Here is a 22,654-nt window from a genome sequence, read left to right as displayed (position 1 = left end):
TACATTGTAAAATTTTAAATAATTCAAAAATATGGCTTTGTACTGCACCTCCAATCTTGTGTCCAACTTTTTGGAGTCAGTACACTTTTACATTATTTTTTAAATTTTCTTTTGGGACATCCTTTTTTATCTTTCAGATATATTTTATTTCTTCCATATAACATTTATAATCTGTAAAATGCAGTATGTAATTCCACTTGCAATTACAGGGCCTGCTGCAATTCCCTTCATGAAAACAACTCCGATTATTGTTCCAAAAACAAGGGCAACAGTTATTTCAGGCTGGCCTGAAAGTAAATTTACACCTTTTGCTGAAAGTAGGGAAACTCCAATACCGCTTAATATGGCAACCCAGCCAATAGGAGATTTAAAAGCATTTATAAGATCAAGAAATCCTATTTCCTTAGTAGCTATAGGAATTAAAATTGCTATTGTAATAACTAATACTCCCCAGTTTATCCCTTTTTTCTTAAATTCAAGCATTATATTGTCTGTAAATGGTAAAAATTTTAATATCATTACAAAAATTGATGCTATTATGATAGACTGATTTTTTGAAACAGCTCCAACAAGCAGTATTAATCCTAAAAATAACCAGCTTTCCATTTTACCCTCCTTAAAAAATTATATTATTAATTGTAACGAAAAATTGGAAATATATCAATGGTAAATTTTTCTATTAATTAAAAATATAGATGAAATCTAAAAAAATCTTGACATACTCGTATACAAATGATATATTTGTATATGAAAACATATTGAGCTGAATTATTTAGCAGAAGAGGAGGAAAAGAAATGTCAACATTATTATTTTCAAGCATATGGATAGGAATATTAATTTTATTATTCTTTTTATTAGTCCATGTAAACGTAAATTTGAAGAAAAAATTTAAATTTTCTACAAGGGTAATTATTTCAACAGTATTGGGGTTTGCTGTAGGAATTGTATTTCAATCAACTTTAGGTATGGTAGGGGCAGAACAGGTACCTGATGTTATAAAAAATGTGACAACTGCAGCTTCACTGGTGGGAAGAGGATTTACAAGTCTTCTTAAAATGGTTGTTATTCCATTGGTTGGATTGTCAGTTTATAATTCAATAATAAATTCAAAAAATAACGAAAATTTAAAAAAATTAACTGGAAAATCAGTTGTTTATTATACAGTAACTGTTGCAATTTCAGCAATTATAGGAATTTCAGTTGCAATGCTGTTTAATCTGGGAGTAGGTATGAAATTGCCTGAAGGAATGGAAGCATGGACAGGAAAAGGTGAATATAAAGGTCTTGTTGATGTAGTAGTTTCATTTATCCCTTCAAATATATTTAAGGCAATGTCTGAAACAAGCGTAATAGGAGTAGTTATATTTGCTGCGTTCCTAGGATTTGCAACAAATAGAATGAGCCTGAAAAATCCTGAAAAGATACAGCCGTTAAAAGATGTAACATCAGCACTATTTGCAGTAATGACAAGTGTCACAACAACTATTATAAAAATAATTCCTTATGGAGTTGCTGCATTAATGTTTGATTTGACAGCTTCCTACGGACTGGAAGTATTTAAAAATCTTGTAACTTATCTGATTGTAATGTTTATATCACTGGCACTGGTAGTTGTAATGCAGTCTATAAATCTTGCAATACATGGAATAAATCCTTTTACATATTATAAAAAAGCAACGGCACCGTTAATTCTTGCACTGACAACAACTTCAAGCATGGGAACATTGCCTGTAACTATTGAAACATTGGAAAAGGAAGTGGGAGTAAGTTCTCCAACAGCAAACTTTACAGCAACACTTGGAACAACTATAGGTATGAACGGATGTGCTGGAGTATTCCCTGCAGTTATTGCAATAATGATAGCAAACATGAATGGAATTGCGATTACACCTGTATTCCTTATAAGCCTTATAACAGTAATAGCATTAGGTTCATTTGGAATGGCAGGAGTTCCAGGAACAGCCTATATAGCGGCAACAGTTGTACTTGGAGGAATGGGACTGCCGTTTGATCCGGTAGCGATTGTATTCCCGATAGATTCAATAATAGATATGGGACGTACAGCAGTAAATGTAAATGGAGCAATGGTAATTTCAACTGTAGTGGACAAGGAAATGGGAAGCTTCAATGAGAGTGTACTGAAAAGTGAAAGAGTAATAGAAGCATAGTAAAATAATATTGAAATAAATAAAAAATACATTTATTATTTAAGGTATATCTGATAACAGAATAAAAGTATATTTTAAATTAATAGATGTATTTTTATTTTATTTATAAGATTTTAACGAATTTTATTCAGACATTACTTCATTTTCATCTGAGACAACATAGTTACGTCCCCATTCACACATCAGTTTCATAACAGGAAGAAAACTTCTCCTCTTTTCAGATAACGAATACTCAACTTTAGGCGGAATCTGAGGGTATTCTTTCCGAATAATCATATTGTCCATTTCAAGACCTTTTAATTGAGTGGAAAGCATTTTATGTGTAATTGGTGTTAAATTTCTTCTCAATTCACTATAACGTAAAGTAGGATTATAGGCGAGTTCATATAATATTCTTAGCTTCCATTTCCCTTCAACAATAGAAAGAGTTTTTAAAAAAGGGATTTGTTCTGTATGTAATATATTTTCCATAACTTATTACTCTCCTTTTAGTTAGTATACTACAAAAAAGTAAGTACTTCCTTTTTTTTGTATAATGTGTTATAATATATTGTCTGTAGACTTACAAGTACTACAGATAAAAATAAATGAGGGTGGAAAATCATATTTCTTTTGGTATTTAATAGATACCAAAGAAATTCAAAAAAGTGTATACATTTAATAGGATAAGGTTAACTAATTAAAACAAAAGGAAAAAAGGAAGGAGTAATAAAATGAGTAAAATGAGTAAAATTAATAAAATAGTTGGTTCGATTGGAGCATTTATAGGAGTTTTTGTCTTTATAGCATATATCCCGCAAATTATGGCTAATCTGTCAGGGACTAAATCACAGCCTTGGCAACCGTTATTTGCCTCTTTTTCATGTTTGATATGGGTTATTTATGGTTGGACAAAAGAGCCGAAAAAAGATTATATACTAATTATACCCAATGTAACTGGGGTTATACTTGGTTTTTTAACTTTTATAACTTCTTTTTAGAGTCTCTTTTATAATAAATAATTCTTGAAAATACAATTAAACAGTGCTATAATTTAACAAATAAAGAAAAAATTAATTTATTATAGGAGGAAGTATGGCTAAGAAGACATTAAAAGATTTGGATGTAAAAGGGAAAAAAGTACTTGTAAGAGTGGATTTCAACGTGCCTATAAAAGATGGGGTAATTACAGATGATAACAGAATAGTTGCGGCGTTGCCTACATTAAAATATATTCTGGAAAATGGTGGAAAAGTTATAGCATTTTCACATTTAGGAAAAGTTAAGGCAGAAGAAGATAAAGCTTCAAAAACTTTAGCACCTGTTGCAAAAAGATTGTCTGAAGCATTAGGAAAACCTGTTAAATTTGTACCTGAAACAAGAGGTGCAGAATTGGAAGCTGCAATAGCAGAATTAAAAGAAGGAGAAATTTTGATGTTCGAAAACACAAGATTTGAAGATCTTGATGGTAAAAAAGAATCTAAAAATGATCCTGAATTAGGAAAATACTGGGCTTCATTAGGAGATGTCTTTGTAAATGATGCATTTGGAACTGCACACAGAGCACATGCTTCAAATGTTGGAATTGCTTCAAACATTAAAGAATCAGCAGTAGGATTCCTTGTAGAAAAAGAAATAAACTTTATAGGAGGAGCTGTAGATAATCCTGCAAGACCTCTAGTTGCTATCCTAGGAGGAGCAAAAGTTTCTGATAAAATAGGAGTAATCGAAAATCTTTTAGATAAAGCTGATAAAGTAATAATCGGTGGAGGAATGATGTTTACTTTCCTTAAGGCTCAAGGAAAAAATACAGGTTCTTCATTACTTGAAGAAGATAAAGTTGAACTTGCAAAATCATTAATTGAAAAAGCTGCTGCAAAAGGTGTAGAGTTAATCTTACCTGTAGATACAGTAGTAGCTAAAGAATTTAAAAATGATACAGAATTCAAAACAGTTTCTGTAGACGGTATCGAAGACGGATGGATGGGACTTGACATAGGGGAAGCATCTATCAAATTATTCGCAGATGCTTTAGTTGGTGCAAAAACAGTAGTATGGAACGGACCAATGGGAGTATTTGAAATGGAAAACTTCGCAAAAGGAACAATAGGAGTATGTAAAGCAATCGCTGAATTAGCAGGAGCTACAACAATTATTGGTGGAGGAGATTCAGCCGCTGCGGCTATCCAACTAGGATTTGCTGATAAATTCTCTCACATTTCAACTGGTGGAGGAGCTTCACTTGAATATCTTGAAGGTAAACCATTACCAGGTGTGGAAGCAATCGCTGAAAAAGAATGTGGATGCGGATGCTCTCACTAGAATTGATTTGATTTATGCAAATTGATAAATTATAGGATATTAAAAATATAAATAGAAGGGTTTCTGCTGTAATGTAGTCTTTTGTATTACATTACAGGGAAGCCTTTTTTTGTTTTTTTTAAATTTATATTTTTTATTTTTTTTACTTATTTTTCAAAATATTTATCATATTTGTTTATAAAAAGATTGATTAAATTTTTGTTTTTTGATATACTTCTAGTTAAAAGGATATTATAAGAAAAAAAACAGAAAAATCTTTATAAAATATAATAAATGAGAAAAAGGGAGTAAATATGAATGGAACTTTAAGAAGAATAGAAAAGGAACTTAGAAATATTGCTAAGAGATATAAGAATATAAAATATAGTAAGTCTTTATTGCTTAGTTTTCTTGTAACTGGAGGATTTTTATATGGAAATGAAGAAAATTTTAACAGTAAGGAAAGTGAATCTACAAAGCAGGCAAGATTAGATTTAAATAATTCAATAGAGGAAATGAAACAGGTATTCAGGGAAGCAAAAAAAGAAAATGATAAACTGATTAAAAAAAATAATTTTGAACTAGTTCAATTAATGGAACAGGGAGACCATGTCGTAAAATCACCTTGGGCTTCATGGCAAACGGGAGCTAACTACATATACAGCAAATGGAATGGCACATACAAAGGTAGAGGAAATAAAATAAAAGATGAAGTTTTAACAAGAGATACAACAGGGAATTTAAATAAATTTTTAGAAACTGGCTTAAATTCAATTTCATATGGGTCGACAAATTTAGGAATAGTTCATGAACCTGATGTTGAAATAAAAATAAGTGCCGGAATAAAACCTAAAATTATAAATAGACAGGCTCCTAGTTATAAACCGGCAACACCAGAAGTGTCGTATCCAACTTTTGATCCTAGGTTTATTACGTCTCCGGTAAAACCGTCTGCACCAGCAGAAATAACACCTACAACTTTTGATCCGCCTGCATTAAACTTTGTAGGAGGAGGTTTTATTCAAAACCAAATAATTGGAATGACACAAACTAACATTATCGTCCAAAACTATGAAAAATATTCCACTGAAGGTGTATTTAAAATAACAGCTGGAGCAGCTCCAGGTTGGTTAGGAACAAAATGGGAAGGTAAACTTAATGTTGAAACAACTTTAGATCCTACTAAGAATGGTTCTTTAACAACAGGGCAAACAGGTAATGGACCTCAATTTGGAATGAATACTTTCATAAATGACCTAAGAGACCATAATACAATGTTCACTGGAGAATATGAACTGACTGACTTAGGTGGAAGATCTTGGACAAAAAGTTTTATAAGTTATAACCCAGCAGGTGTTGGGGGAGACTATAGTGGATACTATACTCCTGGTAATAGAACATCAACTTTTGCTGGAAAATTAACTTTGCATGGTATTCCTGTTCCTGTTAATTCAAATGTTTTAGTTGGAATAGAACATCAATTATGGGCAACTAGTCGTAATCACCCTCAATCAAGTTCTACTCTTTTAAATACAGGAGAAATAATACTAGCAAGCGGTAATAACGTTGTAGGTATTATGATAGATATAGAAAGAATGGTAGATCCAGATAGAATACCACATAAAACTATAAATGATGGAAAGATAATTATCAATAACCAAAATAGTATAGGTATGGACTTTGGACAATATATTTATGGCTATAGTGGAGTATTTAAAGTGGATGTATCATTAGGAAATATAATAGTTAATGGTAAAAATAACTATGGTGCTAGAATGAAAAATATTTTCGTAAAGCCTCAAACAGATCCTTTATATCCTACATGGTCAAAATACTATGATATGGTTACAGTAACTTCTGGTACTGGTAAGAAAATAACTGTAAATGGTGAAGAAAATGTTGGTATGGCTATTGGAAAATCATTGTCAGCAGTAGCAAGAGAATCAGCACCAGGAGCTAATGATACTAACCCTATTGCAAATATATCTGATTTAAACATAGAAGTAGCTGGAGAAAAGAATATAGGTTTCTTAAGACTTAAAGATTATTCAGATAACAATACTAATGACATGATACTTGACTCTACTACAATGGGAACATTTACTTTTGGAAATGGTGCTAAAAATAGTAGTTTAGTAAGAACAGATAAACATGGTATTCAAGTGAAGAAAGATATTACTGCTACAGGAATAGATGATGATGGAAATGACTATACAGGAAGTGGAAACACAGTTTTACACTCAAATGGTCAAGCTCAGCATATCTATAACTACAATACTATAACAGTTGGAAAAGGATTTACTAAAACTGTTGGTATGGCAGCTACAGGAACTACAGCATCTACAATAGATAACATTGTAAATGAAGGTACTATAGATTTACAAGCTAAACAAAGTATAGGTATGTATACTGATAAATTTAGCCAAGGTAAAAACACAGGTTCTATTAAATTATCAGGAGTTGGAGACACAGATCCAAGTGGTAATATAGGAGATGCAGAAAATATTGGAATTTCTAATAAAGGAAAATTTGAATTTTCAGGAAATCTTGAAGTAAATGGTAAAAAATCTTCCGGAATATACAATACAGGAACAGCAACAATAGAAGCCGGGCCTAATCCAACAGATAAGGCAAATATAAAAGCAACAAATGGGGCAACAGGACTATACAGTAAAGGTACTGGAAGTACAATAACTTCCAATGCCGGAGATAAATTAAATATAAATGTTGAAGCTGGAACAACAAAGGAAGGGCTTGCAGTTTATGCAGAAAATCAGGCTCAAATAACTTTGCATGATGCAAATATAACTGTAAATGGAGGTTCAGCAGGAGCAGCTGCATATGACACAGGAACTAAAATTGACTTAACAGGAGCAACTTTAAAATATGATGGAAATGGTTATGCCGCATATTCTGATGGTCAGGGGGAAATAGACTTAAGTAATTCCAATATAGAATTAAGAGGACGTTCAACATTGATGAATGTTGATTTCTCTAGTTCACACAGACCTATAACAACATCTTCAACTAATGTAACAGTATATTCAAATGATGTTGTTGGAATAAATCTGAATAACCTGGGAACTCAAAATGTTTCTAATTTAAGTGCAATAAAAAATTCATTGGGAATTGTTCTTAATCCTGGAACTGAAGGCGGACAAACTTTCAATAAATTTAAAGAACTTGCAATAGATAATGGAACAATTAATTTTGATGTTGCAACAGATAAAAATGAAGGAGATACAACACCTGGTGGGTTCTTCTTTAAAAAGGTCCTAGGTCAAAGATTAAAGCTGAATGTAAATGAAAACTTAACTGCAAGATTAAGCTCTGCTGATGCAAATGAATTCTATAATGGACAAGTTGTAGGACTTGAAGCTAACTCAAGTGACAAAGCAGTAACTAATACAGAAGCTCAGGTAAACATTGTAAGTGGGAAAACAGTAGATGTAGCAAGAACAGATGGAACTGATAAAGGTGGAGTAGGAGTTTTCGTTAACTATGGACAAGTTAATAATAGTGGAACTATAAATGTTGAAAAAGATTCTTCTGCTAATAGCAATGCAGTTGGAATATATGCAGTAAATGGTTCAGAAGTTGTAAATAATGGCTCTGTTAACGTAAGTGGAGAAAAATCGATAGGATTATTAGGAATTGCATACAGAACAGATACTGTTGGAAACGTTGTTGTAGATGAATTTGGAACAGGAGCTGCCGGACAAGGAAAAGTAAATATTACAAATAGAGGGGATGTTAACTTGGACGGTGAAGGTGCAATAGGAATATTTGCTAAAAATAATAAGGCAGGAACAACATTTACAAATGCAGTTGCACTAAATGATACAGCGGGAGTAATCACAACAACAGGAACTAAATCTGTTGGAATGGCAGGAGAAGGAGCAACTATAACTAATAACGGAACAATAAATGTAAACGGTCAAATAGGAACAGGAATGTTTGGTGAAGCTAGTTCAAGAATGGAAAACTCAGGAACGATAAATATAGCAGCTTCAACTTCTCCAACTGAACCTAACATTGGTATGTATACTGAAGATCAGAATACTAAAATTTATAACAATAAGGATATAATAGGTGGAGATAACACATATGGTATCTATGGAAAAACTATAGATATGGCTTCAACTGGAAAAATAAAAGTAGGAAGTAACTCAGTTGGTATTTATTCAAATGGACAGTATACGAGTTCAGCTGCTCCAAACGTAACTTTAGCTTCAGGAAGTTCAATAGAAGTTGGTAATAACCAGTCTGTTGGAGTATTTGCAACAGGACAGAATCAGAATATTTTAAGTCAGGCTGATATGAGAATTGGAGACAATTCTTATGGATATGTTGTAAAGGGAACAGGAACAAAATTAACAATAACTCCTGCAAACTCTGTAACAGTAGGGAATGACACTGTGTATATATATTCAACAGATACAACAGGAAATATAGAAAACAGAACAGCATTGACATCAACAGGAAATAATAACTACGGAATATATGCAGCAGGTAATGTAACTAACTTGGGAGATGTAGACTTTAGCAGTGGAATAGGAAATGTTGGAATGTACAGTATTTCCGGTGGAACAATAGTAAATGGAAGCTCTACTGTCAATTCTGTAATAAAAGTCGGTGCCAGCGATACAGCAAATAAACTATATGGAATAGGAATGGTAGCAGGTTACACAGATGATAATGGAAATGTTATTCAGACAGGAACTGTTGAAAACTATGGTACTATTAAAGTTGAAAAAGATAATGGTATAGGAATGTATGCTACTGGAAGCGGTTCAACAGCTAAAAACTATGGAACTATTGAATTAAGTGGAAAGAATACTACCGGTATGCACTTAGATAACAATGCTGTCGGAGAAAACTACGGAACAATTAAAACAGTTCCTAATCCAACAAATGACGGAATAGTAGGAGTATCTGTACAAAATGGAGCTGTAATTAAGAACTATGGTAACATCATAGTTGACGGAAACAACAATACTGGAATCTATTTATCAAAAGGTAAAAATGAAGGTGTTACACCTACTGCAACAAACGGCGCAGTAGCTGTCCAGACAAAGAAACAGACTGATACAACTAAAAGAGTAGCAGGCATAGAAATTAAAGCACCAGGAAATGGAACTGCTACAGTTTCCAGAGATGGAAATATTCTGACACCGACTTTTGTGGACACAACAGTTGCATCACCAAATGCATCGAGAGTAGTAGCAGGAAGTACAGAATTAGATTTGACAAGTTCTAATCTAGGAAATACACCTTCTGCTGCAAGAGCATCAGAGATAGGGATGTATGTGGATACATCTGGAATAAACTACACAAATCCTATTCAAGGGCTGCAATATTTAACAGGAGTAAACGATATTAATCTAATATTTGGAACAGAAGCATCAAGATATACAGATAGTAAAGATATTAAAATAGGAGAAAATATCTTAAAACCATATAATGATGAGATAAGTGTACTAACTTCCGGAGGTACTGGAAAGAATTTTAAAATTTCATCAGGAAGTTTAACTTGGATAGCTACTGGAACTCAAAATTCAGACGATACTTTCAATGCAGTATATCTATCTAAGATACCTTATACAGCTTTTGCGAAAGATCAGGATACATATAACTTCATGAATGGTCTGGAACAGAGATATGGGATTGAAGGTACAGGTTCAAGAGAAAAAGTTTTATTTGATAAGTTAAATGCAATAGGAAAAGGAGAACCTCAGTTATTTGCACAGGCAGTGGATCAGATGAAGGGACACCAGTACTCAAACGTTCAGCAAAGGGTAAATGCAACAGGAAAAGCACTTGATAAGGAATTTGACTATTTAAGAAACGAATGGAGAAATACAACTAAAAACTCCAATAAAATAAAAGCCTTCGGAATGAGGGATGAATACAATACAGATACAGCAGGAGTAATTGACTACACAAGTAATGCATATGGAGTAGCCTATATCCATGAAAATGAAGCTGTTAAGTTAGGAAACAGTTCAGGCTGGTATGCTGGAGCAGTAAACAACAACTTTAGATTTAAAGATGTAGGAAAATCAAGAGAAAGCCAGACAATGTTAAAGGCAGGAATCTTTAAAACAATGTCACCGATGACAGACCATAATGGAAGTCTGCAATGGACAATTGGCGGAGATGTGTTTGTTGGAAGAAACGAAATGAAACGTAAGTATCTGGTAGTTGATGATATATTTGAAGCGAAATCAGCATACAATACATATGGAGTATCTCTGAAAAATGAGTTAGGTTATGACATAAGAATGAGCGAAAGAACTCATTTAAGACCATATGGATCATTAAAGATGGAATATGGAAGATTTAGTGACATAAAGGAAGAAACAGGACAGATGAGATTAGAAGTTGAAGGAAATGACTATTTCTCAGTAAAACCTGAAGTTGGATTGGAGTTCAAATATGTACAGCCTTTAGCAGTAAAGACACAACTATCAGTAGGTTTAACAGCGGCATATGAAAACGAGCTGGGAAGACTGCAAACTGGTAACAGGGCAAGGGTAGGTTATACATCAGCAGACTGGTATAATCTTGAAAAGGAAAAGGAAGATAGAAGAGGAAATGGAAAATTTGACCTTAATATCGGAATAGACAACACAAGATTTGGAGTAACAGTAAATGCAGGCTATGATACAAAAGGCCACAATGTAAGAGGCGGAATAGGATTCAGGGCAATCTATTAATAAAATAATAATTAAAAAAATAAGACTATCTCAAAATGAAAAATATAGTTCCTGTATTAATTTGTAATTTTTGAGATAGTCTAGTTTTTATTTATTAATTTATGATTTTTAGTATTGATACTAAAAACTTTTAAAATATTGAATTTTATTTTATAATTTTTATAGAGGTGAAATTAAAAATGGTATGGTTAAATTCATCAGCTAATGAAAAACAAAAATATTTAGAATTAAGACTTAATGCACCTAAAGGTGAAAGAATATTATTAGACTTTAATCCTCTTAAAACTTCTAATACTTCCAATTGGGAAGCAAAGTGGAAAGATTGGCACTGCTATAATAATCCATTAAGGATTTATCTTCAGGATTATGAAATTTTACTTCCTTATTTTAAAATAATATATCCATTTGTAGATGCTTCTAATGGAAGCCTTAGGCAAGAACTTGATGTCTGCTTTGACAATTGGATAGAAAAAAATGATTGGTTAAAAATTATAAATGAAATAGAAAATAACTTAGAACATATATCTGACTTAGAAAGAAAGTTTTTAAGAGATTTTACTGACTGGTTAAAAGAAGCTTTAAAACACACAACTATTATAGTAGTCGAAGGAAATTTATAAAACAATAATAAATGAGCTGTCTCAAAATTCATAAATTTAAATTTTGAGACAGCTTTTTTAAAGTCTTAATTATCTAATTTTTTATAATATGAAAAATATAGAGGTAATCCTATTGCTAAAGCTCCTAAAATATTTCCAATTGTAACGTAAAATAGATTGTACAATATAGAAGAAATTCCAAATAAACTTGGATTTACTAATTTAGTGGCAGTTAGATAGAACATATTTGCTATTGAGTGGTCATAACCAATAAGAACAAATAGCATAATAGGTAACCAGGCTCCTACTAATTTACCGATAGTATCTCTTGAAGTATAGCTTTGGATGACAGCCCCACATACTAGGACATTACATAGTATACCTTTGATAACAAGTGAACAAGCAGAAGCATGAACTTTATGAGTTGCCATATCCTGTAAATAATTAAGTGAATCTGGATTAAAACTTCCACCTTTTACTGTGATATAAGCAACTATAAAACTTCCAACATAGTTAAAAAGATAAACAATTACAAGATTTCTAATCACTTGTATTAAAGTAATTTTTTTATTTACATATGCAAGAGATAACAGACAGTTACTTGTAAATAGTTCAGCCCCAAGTGTTACAACTAAAATCAGTCCTACTGGAAAAACAGCCGCTCCTAAAAATTTGGCAAGTCCCGGATCAGTTTTTACAAGAGTGGAAGATGAAATAATATTTCCTGCTCCTCCAAGGGCTATAAAAGCTCCTCCGAAAATTCCAAGCAGCATAAGTTTAAATAAAGGTTTAGTTGCCTTATCTATTCCCACTTTAATAATATAATCCACCAATTCCGGTGGAGTTTTGTGCCCTTCAGACATTTAAAAACCTCCATACATTTTTCTATATAAAAGTCTCAGTTCTATTCATTTTCATTTAAATATTCTTCCACATCAAGAGCGGCAATTGCACCACTTCCTGCAGCTGTTATTGCCTGCTGATATTTATTATCCTGTACATCTCCTGCGGCAAAGACCCCTGGAATATTTGTTTTTGAAGATTTTCCTTCAGTTATAATATAACCGCTTGAATCCAGTTCAATTTTTCCTTCTAAAAAATCAGTATTTGGTTTATGGCCGATGGCAACAAAAATAGCATCAGTATTAAGTGTTTCCACTTCATTTGTTTCATTGTTACGTAGTTCAATTCCTGAAACTTTTCCCAATTCATTAGTAATAACCTTTACAGGTGTATAGTTTAACTTCCATTCTATTTTTTCGTTTTTACGTGCTCTTTCCTGCATTATTGCAGAAGCTCTAAGTTCATTTCTTCTGTGAATAAGAGTTACTTTACTTGCAAGTTTTGTAAGATAAGTAGCTTCTTCCATGGCAGTATCTCCACCACCTACAACAACAACTTCTTTTCCCCTGTAGAAAAATCCGTCACAAGTAGCACATGCACTTACACCGTTTCCAATACTTTCGGTTTCATTTTCAATTCCAAGGTATTTTGCAGATGAACCTGTTGAAAGGATTATTGATCTTGCTTCAAGTACATTCTTGTTTTTTAGATGAATTTTAAAAGGTCTGCTGTCAAAATCAATTGATGTAACAGTTGTCTTCAATGTTTCTGTACCGAAATTTGCAGCTTGAAGCGCCATGTCTTCCATAAGCTGAAAACCTGATATTCCTTTTGGGAAACCCGGGAAGTTTTCAACATCAGTTGTGGATGTAAGCTGCCCACCTGGAAGAGTTCCACTTATAATAACATTTTTTAGTCCTGCCCTGCTTAAATAAATAGCCGCAGTCAGCCCTGCAGGACCTGAACCTATAATAACTGAATCGTACATATTTTTACCGTTCTGCCTGTGCTTTTTTAGGCAGTACGCCTCCTTTTTTATAATTTTAAATTAGAAAAAGCTGCATCCAAAATAGACTGTCTCAAAATAGTAAAACTATAAATATAATGTATAAAAACTATATTTTATTCATTTACTAAAATTTACTTTTTGAGACAACCCCCTTAATTTTTGCAGCTTTATTACTTCTGATAATGAAAATTTCAGAAAAATTATTGTTTTTACAGTGCTTTAGTAATTTTTTCTACAAGAGTTTCCTTGTCCTGAACTCCCACCATTATGTCAATAGGTGCTCCATCCTTAAATAAAATCAGTGTAGGGATGCTTTGTACACCAAACTGCTGAGCAAGTTCAAGTTCTTCATCTACGTTAACTTTAGCAACAACCGCTTTAGTTCCAATTTCTTCTGCAACTTCTTCTAAAATAGGAAGCTGAAATCTGCATGGCGAACACCATTCAGCCCAGAAATCTACAAGAGTAACTCCATTAGATATTTGTTTTTCAAAAGTATCATTGTTTAAACTTATTGCCATTATATCATCTCTCCTTAAATTTATTATTTTTGTATAACTAATTGATAATTTGAATATACCATTTTTTTTCAAATAAGTCAATTCTTTTGAAGAGCAAATCTTACAGGTGGATTTTATATTATTTAATTTATAAAATTTAGTTAATCAGTATTTGGCAGGTTGTTTATTGGATATCTATTTTATAGAATTTATAGCAAAGGGAAAACAAATATAATATATTAGTAAAATAGGATATAATTAAGCTGAAAGTAAACCTTGAATTTTAACTTAAATAGTGAATATTCTAAATATTCAAAAAAATCGAAAATTTATGTCAGGAAAATTAGGAAGTTAGCTATTTTTATATTTAAAAGGGAGAATTTATAAATGAAAACGATTTTTAAAGATTACTTGGATATTTTTCTGAAATACCCAAAAAATAAATATCTGACGACAGAAGAAAGAAAAGAAAGATATAATTTATTACAGGAATATAAAAGAAGAAATTATGATGATGAAGTAAGTATTGATGAATTTCAAGATTTTATTAATAAATATGAGGAGAAAATTAAAATATTTCCTCAATTTATATCAGCTTTTTCAGAAGTTTTAAAAGAAGATATAAATAATGGAGGAGTAAAGGCTTTAAAATTTTTAATTGGAGAAGATGAGGCAAATGATTACACATTGCAATTTGCACAAGCTGTATATAATGAATTTGGGATTGACAATGTCTACACCTTTGCTGATAAAATTTTAGAAAAAGAACCGGATTATCTGCCGGCATTAAAACAGAAATACAGATTTCTATCAAATTATATAAATTTTTCTATACATGAATTGCCGTGGGGAATTTTAGATGGAAATTCTTGTGCAGAAAAAGATGCAAAATTGGAAATGTTAAATAACTTAGATAAATTTTCCAAAATATCCAAAAAATTAGGAAAAGATAATGAAGAATATATAAAAGAATGCAGAATTTACTATAATGCCTGGTTTGATTTTTTAGATAATAGAGATGAATATGAATCTTATGAAGAATATCTGGATAAAAATAAAATAGAGTATTAGTGAAAAATATTGATAAAAAAATAAGTGTGCATTTTTAAAAAATCGGGATATAATATTTATGATAAAGATATTTAAAATTAAGAAAGGATGGTTTAATAATGAAAAAAATTGCAGTATATTTATTTCTTTTAATAAGTATGGTTTCTTTAGGTAATCTAAAGGATCCCTTTAAGGATGAAAAATTTGATTCTGCATATAAAAATATAAAGGAAATATTTCCAGGAGACTTCCGTTGCAGATTTATCATAAAACAGGTCTTGTTACGTTCATTTCACGAAGACTATAAAAATACAGAAATGATTGACGCTTTTAATTCTTCCCTGACTACTTATGGAAGAATAATACAGGAGGAAGGATTATTTTTAAATGAAAAGAATCCTGTAGAAGTTACAACACAGTATTATGCCAAATATTGTACAATTCCAGAGGAAAAATGGCTTGATTCTTTTGAATCTCCGGCATTAAGTAAATACTTTAATTCAATAAAGGAAAAATATCCCCGTAAATAAGCGTGGCACGGAATCATTGAAATAATATAGTTTTGATTTTTAAGAAAATTAGGATATAATTATATTGAGAATAAAAATAAAAAATTTATAGGAGGAAATATGAAAAAATTAATTTTATTAGGACTGGCTGCAGCTTTAAGTATTTCAGCTATGGGAGCTACTAAAAAGAAAGCGCCTTCAAAAAAAGCTCTTTCACCAAAAACATTGGAACTGAATGTTATCCATATCAATGATCACCATTCACATCTTGAAGAAGAAAAAATGGAACTAGTTCTTAATGGTAAAAAAGTTACTGTTAATGTTGGTGGAATGCCAAGAATGATTCAAAGAATAACTGATTTAAAGAAAACAAATAAAAATAATCTTGTATTACATGCCGGAGATGCTCTTTCAGGTACTCTTTACTATACTTTATTTAAAGGAAAAGCTGATGCCGCTCTTATGAATGTTGGGCATTTTGACTTATTTGCTTTAGGAAACCATGAATTTGATGATGGAAATCTGGTTCTGAAAAACTTCCTTGATGATCTGAAAATACCGGTAGTTTCAGCCAATGTTGTTCCTGATAAAGGAAGCATACTGGAAGGAAAATGGACTCCTTATATGATAAAGAAAATACAGGGGCAGGATGTTGCCATTGTAGGATTGGATGTAGTAGGAAAAACAGTTGAATCTTCAAGTCCAGGAAAAGATATAAAATTCTATGATGAAGTTGAAACAGCTAAGAAAATGGTAGAAGAACTTCAGGCAAAAGGAATTAACAAAATAATCTTCCTTTCACACGCAGGATATGAGAAAAACCTTGAAATAGCTGAAAAAGTTTCAGGAATAGACCTTATTATAACAGGGGATACTCACTATCTTCTAGGGGAAGGATTCAAAGAATATGGATTGAAACCGGTTGCTGAATATCCTAAGAAAATAATGTCTCCAGCAGGGGAACCTGTATATGTTGCAGAAGCATGGAGCTACTCTCATCTGGTAGGAAATATGAAGGTTAAATTTAATGATAAAGGTGTAATAACTGAATTAAAGGCAGAACCTACAATAGTTCTTGGAGATAGCTTATTTGAAGTGAAAAACGAAAAAGGTGAAAAGAGTCAGCTTGAAGGAAAAGAAAAAGAAGATGTTATTAAATTTATAAACAGCCGTAAAGATTTAAAATTTGTAAAAGAAGATCCAACAGCTCAGAAAATTCTTGAAGGATATAAAAAGGAAAAAAATGAACTTGGTAAAAAAGAAATAGGTAATATAACAGAAGAAATACCAGGTGGATCAGCAAACAGAATACCTAATGAAAAAAATCCGGAAGGATCGCTAGCTACAACGCTTGTATCTGAAGCAGTTTTACATATGCTTAAAAATATGGGAACAGGTAATGTTGACATGGTAATAATGAACTCAGGAGGAACTAGAATTTCACTTGTGCCTGGAAAAATTTCATATGATGATGCCTATACATTACTTCCATTTACTTCAAACACAATCTATATACTGAAAATGAATGGAGCAGAAATTAAACAGGTTATAGAAGATGCGTTGCATTTTTCACTTGACGGTGGATCTTCAGGAGCATTCCCATATGGAGCGGCAGTAAGATATGAAGCAACTAAGGAAGGAACTCATGGAACGAGAGTAAAAAAAGTAGAAGTACTTGATGCAAAAACAAATAAATGGGTTCCAATAGATGAAACAAAAACTTATACTGTAGGAACAAATTCATATGTTGCAGCAGGAAAAGATGGATATACAACTTTCGGTAAAATTACTTCAACTCCTGGAAGAGAAGGAGTAAATACACATTTAGGTGTTGAAACTTCATTCATAAACTATGTTAAAGAGAAAAAAGCAGTTGGAAGACCTGAATCTTCAAATGTAAAATTCAAATTCTAAAAAATGCAAAACTTAAGAAAATAAAAAGGTTAAGGTAGTATTGTTATGTATTATTTATAAGGAGGAGTAACTTGGCTGAAAATAATAAAGACATGACATTAAAAGAGATACAGTTTCTTATAAAACATATTGAGAAGGGAAGCCTTAAGGATATAGAAGATATCCGGAGTGAAGAAGAAAAAAAGGAAAATTCCCGGAGACTTGTGTTGAAACTGATTGAAGAGTTTGGAGAACTGGCTGAAAATATAAGGAAAAATCTGAGATACAATGGTGAAAATATAAAAGGAACAATAGAGGAGGAACTTTTTGACATATTCTATTATATAATTGCTATTGCAAATGATTATAATATTGACCTGGAGGAAATTTTTCATATTAAAGACAAAATAAACAAAGAAAAATATGAAAGAAGTTTTTCTCTTGAAGAGGCAAGAAAAGAGTATGAAAAGAACACTAAATAGAATACAGCGATTATCCATACCGGATAGAGGTTTATGGGAAAATTGAAGAAAACCCATATTTAGACAAAAAAAGGAGAGTTTATAGATGAAAAGAAAATTGGGTATAATTTTATTGCTGACAGTTTTAGCAACTGTTGGATTTTCTGCAAAGACAACAAAGTTTTCACCTTTGCCTGAATTTGGGAAAACACCTTCAAAACCTGTGTATGATGAGCAGACTGAGATTTTGAATTATATTAAGAATGAAGGCTATACTCCAAAATCAGATATAAGAAAAACTACCGACCAGACAATGGAAGAAGATATAAAGGAAATTGAAGCGGAAAAAAACAGGGTTACCTATACTCTGTTCGTAAGGGCAGATGAAGCGGAAAAAACTGTTGAAATAGTGGATACTCTTATAAGGGAATATTATGATGTTCTGAATGAAGTCAAAAAAAGTAATCCAAAAATAAAGAATATTGATGCGGCAACATACGCCAAAGGAACAGATATAATGATTTATTCGAGGGAATTTATGACAAAGGACGAATTCAGTGCAATTGCCAGGGAAGTTTCAAATAAAGTAAAAAATGATAATCCTTTAGTTGAAAATATCCAGGTATTAATGTATGATCCTTATAATAATGAAAAGCCTTTATATAAAGAGCATTTTTAAAAGATATTGAAAAGTAAATAAGAGGCTGTCTCAAAAATAGAAGATATGAAGGGATTGTCTCAAAAGAGTAAAAATTAAATATAATATATGGGAAAACTATATTTTTACATTGTAAAATTTTAAATAATTCAAAAATATAGTTTTTCACATTATTTTTTAAATTTTCTTTTTGAGCCCCCTTTTTACATTATTTTTGTGATAGCCTCTTTTAAATTTCTAAAAAATGTAATTATTATAATTTCATTTGAACAGTACAAATAGTTTTGTATACTCAAATATATAAAGGGCTGACATGTAAATTTAATGTAATTTAATAACGTACTTATACATATAAAATTAATATGATTAATGATTTATATTTATATTTTGTATATTTATAATGCTTGTATTTTAGTTTTTTTAGTGCTACAATTTGCGAATGAAACAGTTCGTAATAAGTTAATATAGATAATAATTTTACTAGGAGGTAATGGAATGATTTACGAAAACATTTTAGAATTAATTGGAAATACACCGGTTGTAAAACTTAATCTTGAAAAGGATGAGAACATCGCCGATGTGTATGTAAAACTTGAAAAGTACAATCTTGGTGGAAGTGTGAAAGACCGTGCGGCTCTAGGGATGATAGAAGCTGCAGAAAAGGAAGGGAAATTACAGCCTGGAGGAACAATAGTTGAACCTACTTCAGGAAATACCGGGATTGCATTATCATTAATCGGAAAACTTAAAGGATATAAAGTCATAATAATAATGCCTGATACAGCGAGTGTTGAAAGAAGGGATTTTATAAAAGCTTTTGGAGCAGAACTTATACTGACTGAAGGGGCAAAAGGAATGAAAGGTGCCATTGCTGAAGCAGAAAAAATAGTTGCTGAAAATCCTGGATATTTCCTGCCGCAGCAGTTTGAAAATCCTGCAAACCCACAGAAACACTATGAAACTACTGCAGTTGAAATATTAAATGATTTTCCAGTTTTAGATGCTTTTGTTGCTGGAATAGGTACTGCAGGGACTCTTGTAGGAGTAGGAAGAAAGCTTAAGGAAGAAAGACCTGAAACTAAAGTGATTGGAGTTGAACCTATAAAATCAGCAGTTGTTTCTGGTGGACAGCCTGGAAAACACGTTATTCAAGGAATTGGAGCAGGATTTGTTCCAGGTAACTATGACGGAAACGTTGTTGATGAGATAATACAGGTTACTGATGAAGATGCACTGGCTTACGGATTGAAGGCTTCCAAGGAAAATGGACTTTTTGTTGGAATTTCTTCAGGAGCGGCAATTGCCGCTGCATATCAGCTTGCAAAAAAACTTGGAAAAGGTAAAAAAGTGCTAGCTATAGCTCCGGACGGAGGAGAAAAATATCTTTCAGTAGCAGCATACAAATAATGGAATAAATAATAAAAAAGGACAATTACTCTGTTTATTTTAAAGATGATAGGCAGAGTAAAATTTTTATTGTTTGGGAGGATTTTAGGAAATAAGGTTCGAACAGATAATAATATTAATAATTTTAATTAACAAGGGGTGAGTAAAATTTTTAAATGGCTTAAGGAGGAAATAGACAATATAGCTCAAAAGGATCCGGCTGTAAGAAATAAGATAGAAGTTCTTCTTTATCCTTCGTTTCATGCAGTTATCAATCACCGTTTCAATCATTTTCTATATAAAAGAAAATTTTTCTTTCTGGCACGTTTTTTTTCCCAGCTTTCACGAATGTTTACAGGTATAGAAATACATCCGGGAGCAACACTTGGGAAAAGAATTTTTTTCGATCATGGAATGGGGATTGTAATTGGGGAAACAGCAGTTGTGGGAAATGACTGTGTAATTTATCATGGAGTTACATTAGGAGGAGTCAGTTCTTCCAAAGGGAAAAGGCACCCGACTTTAAAGGATAATGTTACAGTTGGGGCAGGAGCTAAGATTTTAGGAAATATAACAGTGGGAAATAATGCGAGAATAGGAGCAAATGCAGTTGTTTTAAAAGATGTTCCGGATGATGCGGCTGCGGTGGGAATTCCAGCCAGAATAATACAGAAAGGTTCGGAAGACTACTTTATGTGGTATATTTAGTGAGGTTAATACAATTGAAATGATATAAACAAAACAATATAAATAAAGCGATATAAGGAATAATATAAAAGGAAGCCTTTTCAGAATGGCATATTTTAAACTTTAAAGTTTAGTAATATACATTCTTTGTGGCTTCCATTTTTTGTAACTCTGCTATTAATGTATTACATTTTCATATCGTCTATGCTGTCAAGGAATTCCCTTATTTTAGGAATAACTGAAGCAATTGTTCCTTCAGTGAAAGGATTTTTCAGGTTAGCTGCCTTCATTAATTCAAAGAAAGGCTTACTTCCTCCAAGTCTACATAAGTTCAGATATTCTTCCCATGCTTTTTCCCTGTTTTCTCTTGACTTAATCCAGAATTGGAAAGCACACACCTGAGCCAATGTATAGTCTATATAGTAGAATGGAGTTCCAAAAATATGTCCCTGTCTGAACCAGAAAATTCCTTCCTTCAGCTCATCAATTTCTCCGTAATCTCTTGTAGGCAGATATTTTCTTTCTGTTTCAAGCCATTTATTTCTTCTTTCTTCAGGAGTTGCTTCAGGATTTTCATAAACCCAGTGCTGGAATTCATCAACTGTAACTCCGTAAGGAATGAATAAAAGTGCTTCAGAAAGATGGATAAATTTGTATTTATCTTCATCGTTTTCAAAGTAAAGTCCCATCCATGGCCATGTTAAAAATTCCATACTCATTGAGTGGATTTCACATGCTTCATAGCTAGGCCATAAATATTCAGGTACTTCGTATCCTCTGCTTTCATAAACCTGGAAGGCGTGCCCTGCTTCGTGAGTAAGTACATCTATGTCATGGGCAGTACCATTGAAGTTTGCAAAAATGAAAGGAGATTTATAGTCAGGGATATAAGTACAGTATCCACCGCTATTTTTTCCTTTTTTAGAAAGAAGGTCAAGCAGGTTGTTTTCAGTCATGAATGTAAAGAATTCATCAGTTTCCTTGGAAAGTTCACGATACATTGTTTTTCCATGATTTAAAATCCATTCGGGATCTCCGTGAGGATCAGCATTTCCTGAATTGAATTTTATAGGTTCATCATAAAATTTCAGTTTGTCAATACCAAGTCTTTTAGCCTGTCTTTCCCTCAGTTCAGAATGTAAAGGAACGATGTTTTCAAGCACCTGTTTTCTGTAACCTGCAACATCCTGTGCATTGTAATCAAGTCTTCTAAGTCTTGCATAAGCCAATTCCACATAGTTTTTAAATCCTAATTTGTGTGCAATTTCAGTTCTTACTTTTACAAGTTTGTCATAAATTTCATCAAATTCATGTTTATTTGCAGAAAAGAATTCAGCAACTTTTTTAGCGGCATCTTTTCTTACATTTCTATCTTTTGACTGAGTATAAGGAACCATCTGTGATAAAGTTCTTTCTTCACCGTCAAAAGGAATTTTTGCACTGGCGATTAACTTGTCATATTTACTTGACAGTTTGTTTTCTTCCTGTAATTGAGGGATAACTTCCTCGCTGAATGTTTTTAAGGAGCATTCTGCCTGGTCGAAAAGGAATTTTCCATATTTATCTTCCAGTTCTTTTCTGAATTTTGAAGTAACTAAAGCTTCATAGAAATCAGTTGTAAATCCGTAAAGTAAAGGGCTGATTTCATCACAGTAGTCATTTTCCTTATCATAGAAGTCATCAGCAGTGTTAATGCTGTGTCTAATAGAAACAAGGGTAGTCATAGTATCAATGTAATTTCTCAAATTGATAACTTTATCCATAATTTCGTACTGCTTTTCAGCGTTATCAGCTTTTTTGAAGCTGTCGATAAGTTCTTCAAACTGTTTTTTTACTGCATCAATGTCAATTCTTTCGTATTTGTAATCATTAAAATTCATAGTATAATAGG

The 22,654-nt window shown here is 32.1% G+C and carries 18 protein-coding genes; 12 read left to right on the top strand and 6 right to left on the bottom strand.

What is annotated here, in order from left to right; genetic code table 11:
- Nucleotides 1-144: 144 nt before the first annotated feature.
- Nucleotides 145-606 (bottom strand): DUF441 domain-containing protein, encoded by a 462-nt coding sequence (locus HMPREF1984_RS02245; protein ID WP_021766252.1) that lies wholly within the window; start codon nt 604-606, stop codon nt 145-147.
- Between the two features lie 189 nt (nt 607-795).
- Here HMPREF1984_RS02245 and HMPREF1984_RS02240 point away from each other — a divergent pair, with 189 nt between their 5' ends.
- On the top strand, nt 796-2,169 hold the full coding sequence (locus HMPREF1984_RS02240; protein ID WP_021766251.1) for a cation:dicarboxylate symporter family transporter: 1,374 nt from the start codon (nt 796-798) through the stop codon (nt 2,167-2,169).
- A gap of 123 nt (nt 2,170-2,292) precedes the next feature.
- Here the strand turns inward: HMPREF1984_RS02240 and HMPREF1984_RS02235 are convergent, their stop codons facing one another.
- Complete coding sequence (locus HMPREF1984_RS02235) at nt 2,293-2,640, bottom strand: helix-turn-helix domain-containing protein (RefSeq protein WP_021766250.1); 348 nt, start codon at nt 2,638-2,640, stop codon at nt 2,293-2,295.
- A 242-nt stretch (nt 2,641-2,882) separates the two neighbouring features.
- Here HMPREF1984_RS02235 and HMPREF1984_RS02230 point away from each other — a divergent pair, with 242 nt between their 5' ends.
- The 4 genes from HMPREF1984_RS02230 to HMPREF1984_RS02215 all read left to right on the top strand — a co-directional run bounded on the left by HMPREF1984_RS02230 (nt 2,883) and on the right by HMPREF1984_RS02215 (nt 11,788).
- Nucleotides 2,883-3,149 carry a SemiSWEET family transporter gene (locus tag HMPREF1984_RS02230; protein WP_021766249.1) on the top strand — a complete coding sequence of 89 codons (267 nt, stop codon included), beginning with the start codon at nt 2,883-2,885 and terminating at the stop codon, nt 3,147-3,149.
- A gap of 94 nt (nt 3,150-3,243) precedes the next feature.
- The gene (gene pgk / locus HMPREF1984_RS02225) at nt 3,244-4,470 is read left to right on the top strand and encodes a phosphoglycerate kinase (protein ID WP_021766248.1); all 1,227 of its coding nucleotides are present in this window, start codon (nt 3,244-3,246) and stop codon (nt 4,468-4,470) included.
- A gap of 293 nt (nt 4,471-4,763) precedes the next feature.
- The gene (locus HMPREF1984_RS02220; RefSeq protein WP_021766247.1) at nt 4,764-11,168 is read left to right on the top strand and encodes an autotransporter-associated N-terminal domain-containing protein; all 6,405 of its coding nucleotides are present in this window, start codon (nt 4,764-4,766) and stop codon (nt 11,166-11,168) included.
- 179 nt (nt 11,169-11,347) lie between these two features.
- The gene (locus tag HMPREF1984_RS02215) at nt 11,348-11,788 is read left to right on the top strand and encodes a hypothetical protein (RefSeq protein ID WP_021766246.1); all 441 of its coding nucleotides are present in this window, start codon (nt 11,348-11,350) and stop codon (nt 11,786-11,788) included.
- A 65-nt stretch (nt 11,789-11,853) separates the two neighbouring features.
- On the opposite strand, the gene HMPREF1984_RS02210 is transcribed toward HMPREF1984_RS02215, so the two are convergent.
- From HMPREF1984_RS02210 to trxA, 3 genes are all read right to left on the bottom strand, one after another.
- Nucleotides 11,854-12,630: a formate/nitrite transporter family protein gene (locus HMPREF1984_RS02210; protein WP_021766245.1), complete on the bottom strand. Its 777-nt coding sequence runs from the start codon at nt 12,628-12,630 to the stop codon at nt 11,854-11,856.
- A gap of 41 nt (nt 12,631-12,671) precedes the next feature.
- Nucleotides 12,672-13,598 (bottom strand): thioredoxin-disulfide reductase, encoded by a 927-nt coding sequence (gene trxB, locus HMPREF1984_RS02205; protein WP_021766244.1) that lies wholly within the window; start codon nt 13,596-13,598, stop codon nt 12,672-12,674.
- A 230-nt stretch (nt 13,599-13,828) separates the two neighbouring features.
- Nucleotides 13,829-14,140, bottom strand: a complete 312-nt coding sequence (gene trxA / locus HMPREF1984_RS02200; RefSeq protein WP_036099457.1) for a thioredoxin — start codon at nt 14,138-14,140, stop codon at nt 13,829-13,831.
- A gap of 366 nt (nt 14,141-14,506) precedes the next feature.
- Here trxA and HMPREF1984_RS02195 point away from each other — a divergent pair, with 366 nt between their 5' ends.
- From HMPREF1984_RS02195 to epsC, 7 genes are all read left to right on the top strand, one after another.
- Nucleotides 14,507-15,190, top strand: coding sequence for a hypothetical protein (locus HMPREF1984_RS02195; protein WP_021766242.1), 684 nt, complete (start codon nt 14,507-14,509; stop codon nt 15,188-15,190).
- A 98-nt stretch (nt 15,191-15,288) separates the two neighbouring features.
- Entirely contained in the window at nt 15,289-15,699 is a 411-nt protein-coding gene (locus HMPREF1984_RS02190) for a hypothetical protein (RefSeq protein ID WP_021766241.1), read from the top strand.
- 99 nt (nt 15,700-15,798) lie between these two features.
- Nucleotides 15,799-17,592 carry an NAD nucleotidase gene (nadN, locus tag HMPREF1984_RS02185; RefSeq protein WP_021766240.1) on the top strand — a complete coding sequence of 598 codons (1,794 nt, stop codon included), beginning with the start codon at nt 15,799-15,801 and terminating at the stop codon, nt 17,590-17,592.
- A 71-nt stretch (nt 17,593-17,663) separates the two neighbouring features.
- Nucleotides 17,664-18,053 (top strand): MazG nucleotide pyrophosphohydrolase domain-containing protein, encoded by a 390-nt coding sequence (locus tag HMPREF1984_RS02180; protein WP_021766239.1) that lies wholly within the window; start codon nt 17,664-17,666, stop codon nt 18,051-18,053.
- Between the two features lie 85 nt (nt 18,054-18,138).
- On the top strand, nt 18,139-18,711 hold the full coding sequence (locus HMPREF1984_RS02175) for a hypothetical protein (protein ID WP_021766238.1): 573 nt from the start codon (nt 18,139-18,141) through the stop codon (nt 18,709-18,711).
- Nucleotides 18,712-19,185: 474 nt separating this feature from the next.
- Nucleotides 19,186-20,097 (top strand): cysteine synthase A, encoded by a 912-nt coding sequence (cysK, locus tag HMPREF1984_RS02170; protein ID WP_021766237.1) that lies wholly within the window; start codon nt 19,186-19,188, stop codon nt 20,095-20,097.
- A 138-nt stretch (nt 20,098-20,235) separates the two neighbouring features.
- Nucleotides 20,236-20,784 (top strand): serine O-acetyltransferase EpsC, encoded by a 549-nt coding sequence (epsC, locus tag HMPREF1984_RS02165; RefSeq protein WP_021766236.1) that lies wholly within the window; start codon nt 20,236-20,238, stop codon nt 20,782-20,784.
- A gap of 164 nt (nt 20,785-20,948) precedes the next feature.
- On the opposite strand, the gene HMPREF1984_RS02160 is transcribed toward epsC, so the two are convergent.
- Complete coding sequence (locus tag HMPREF1984_RS02160; RefSeq protein WP_021766235.1) at nt 20,949-22,643, bottom strand: M3 family oligoendopeptidase; 1,695 nt, start codon at nt 22,641-22,643, stop codon at nt 20,949-20,951.
- Nucleotides 22,644-22,654: the final 11 nt, after the last annotated feature.

Origin of the sequence: Leptotrichia sp. oral taxon 215 str. W9775, from assembly GCF_000469505.1 — a bacterium.
GTDB lineage: Bacteria > Fusobacteriota > Fusobacteriia > Fusobacteriales > Leptotrichiaceae > Leptotrichia_A.
This window is presented reverse-complemented; position numbering and strand designations above follow the sequence as displayed.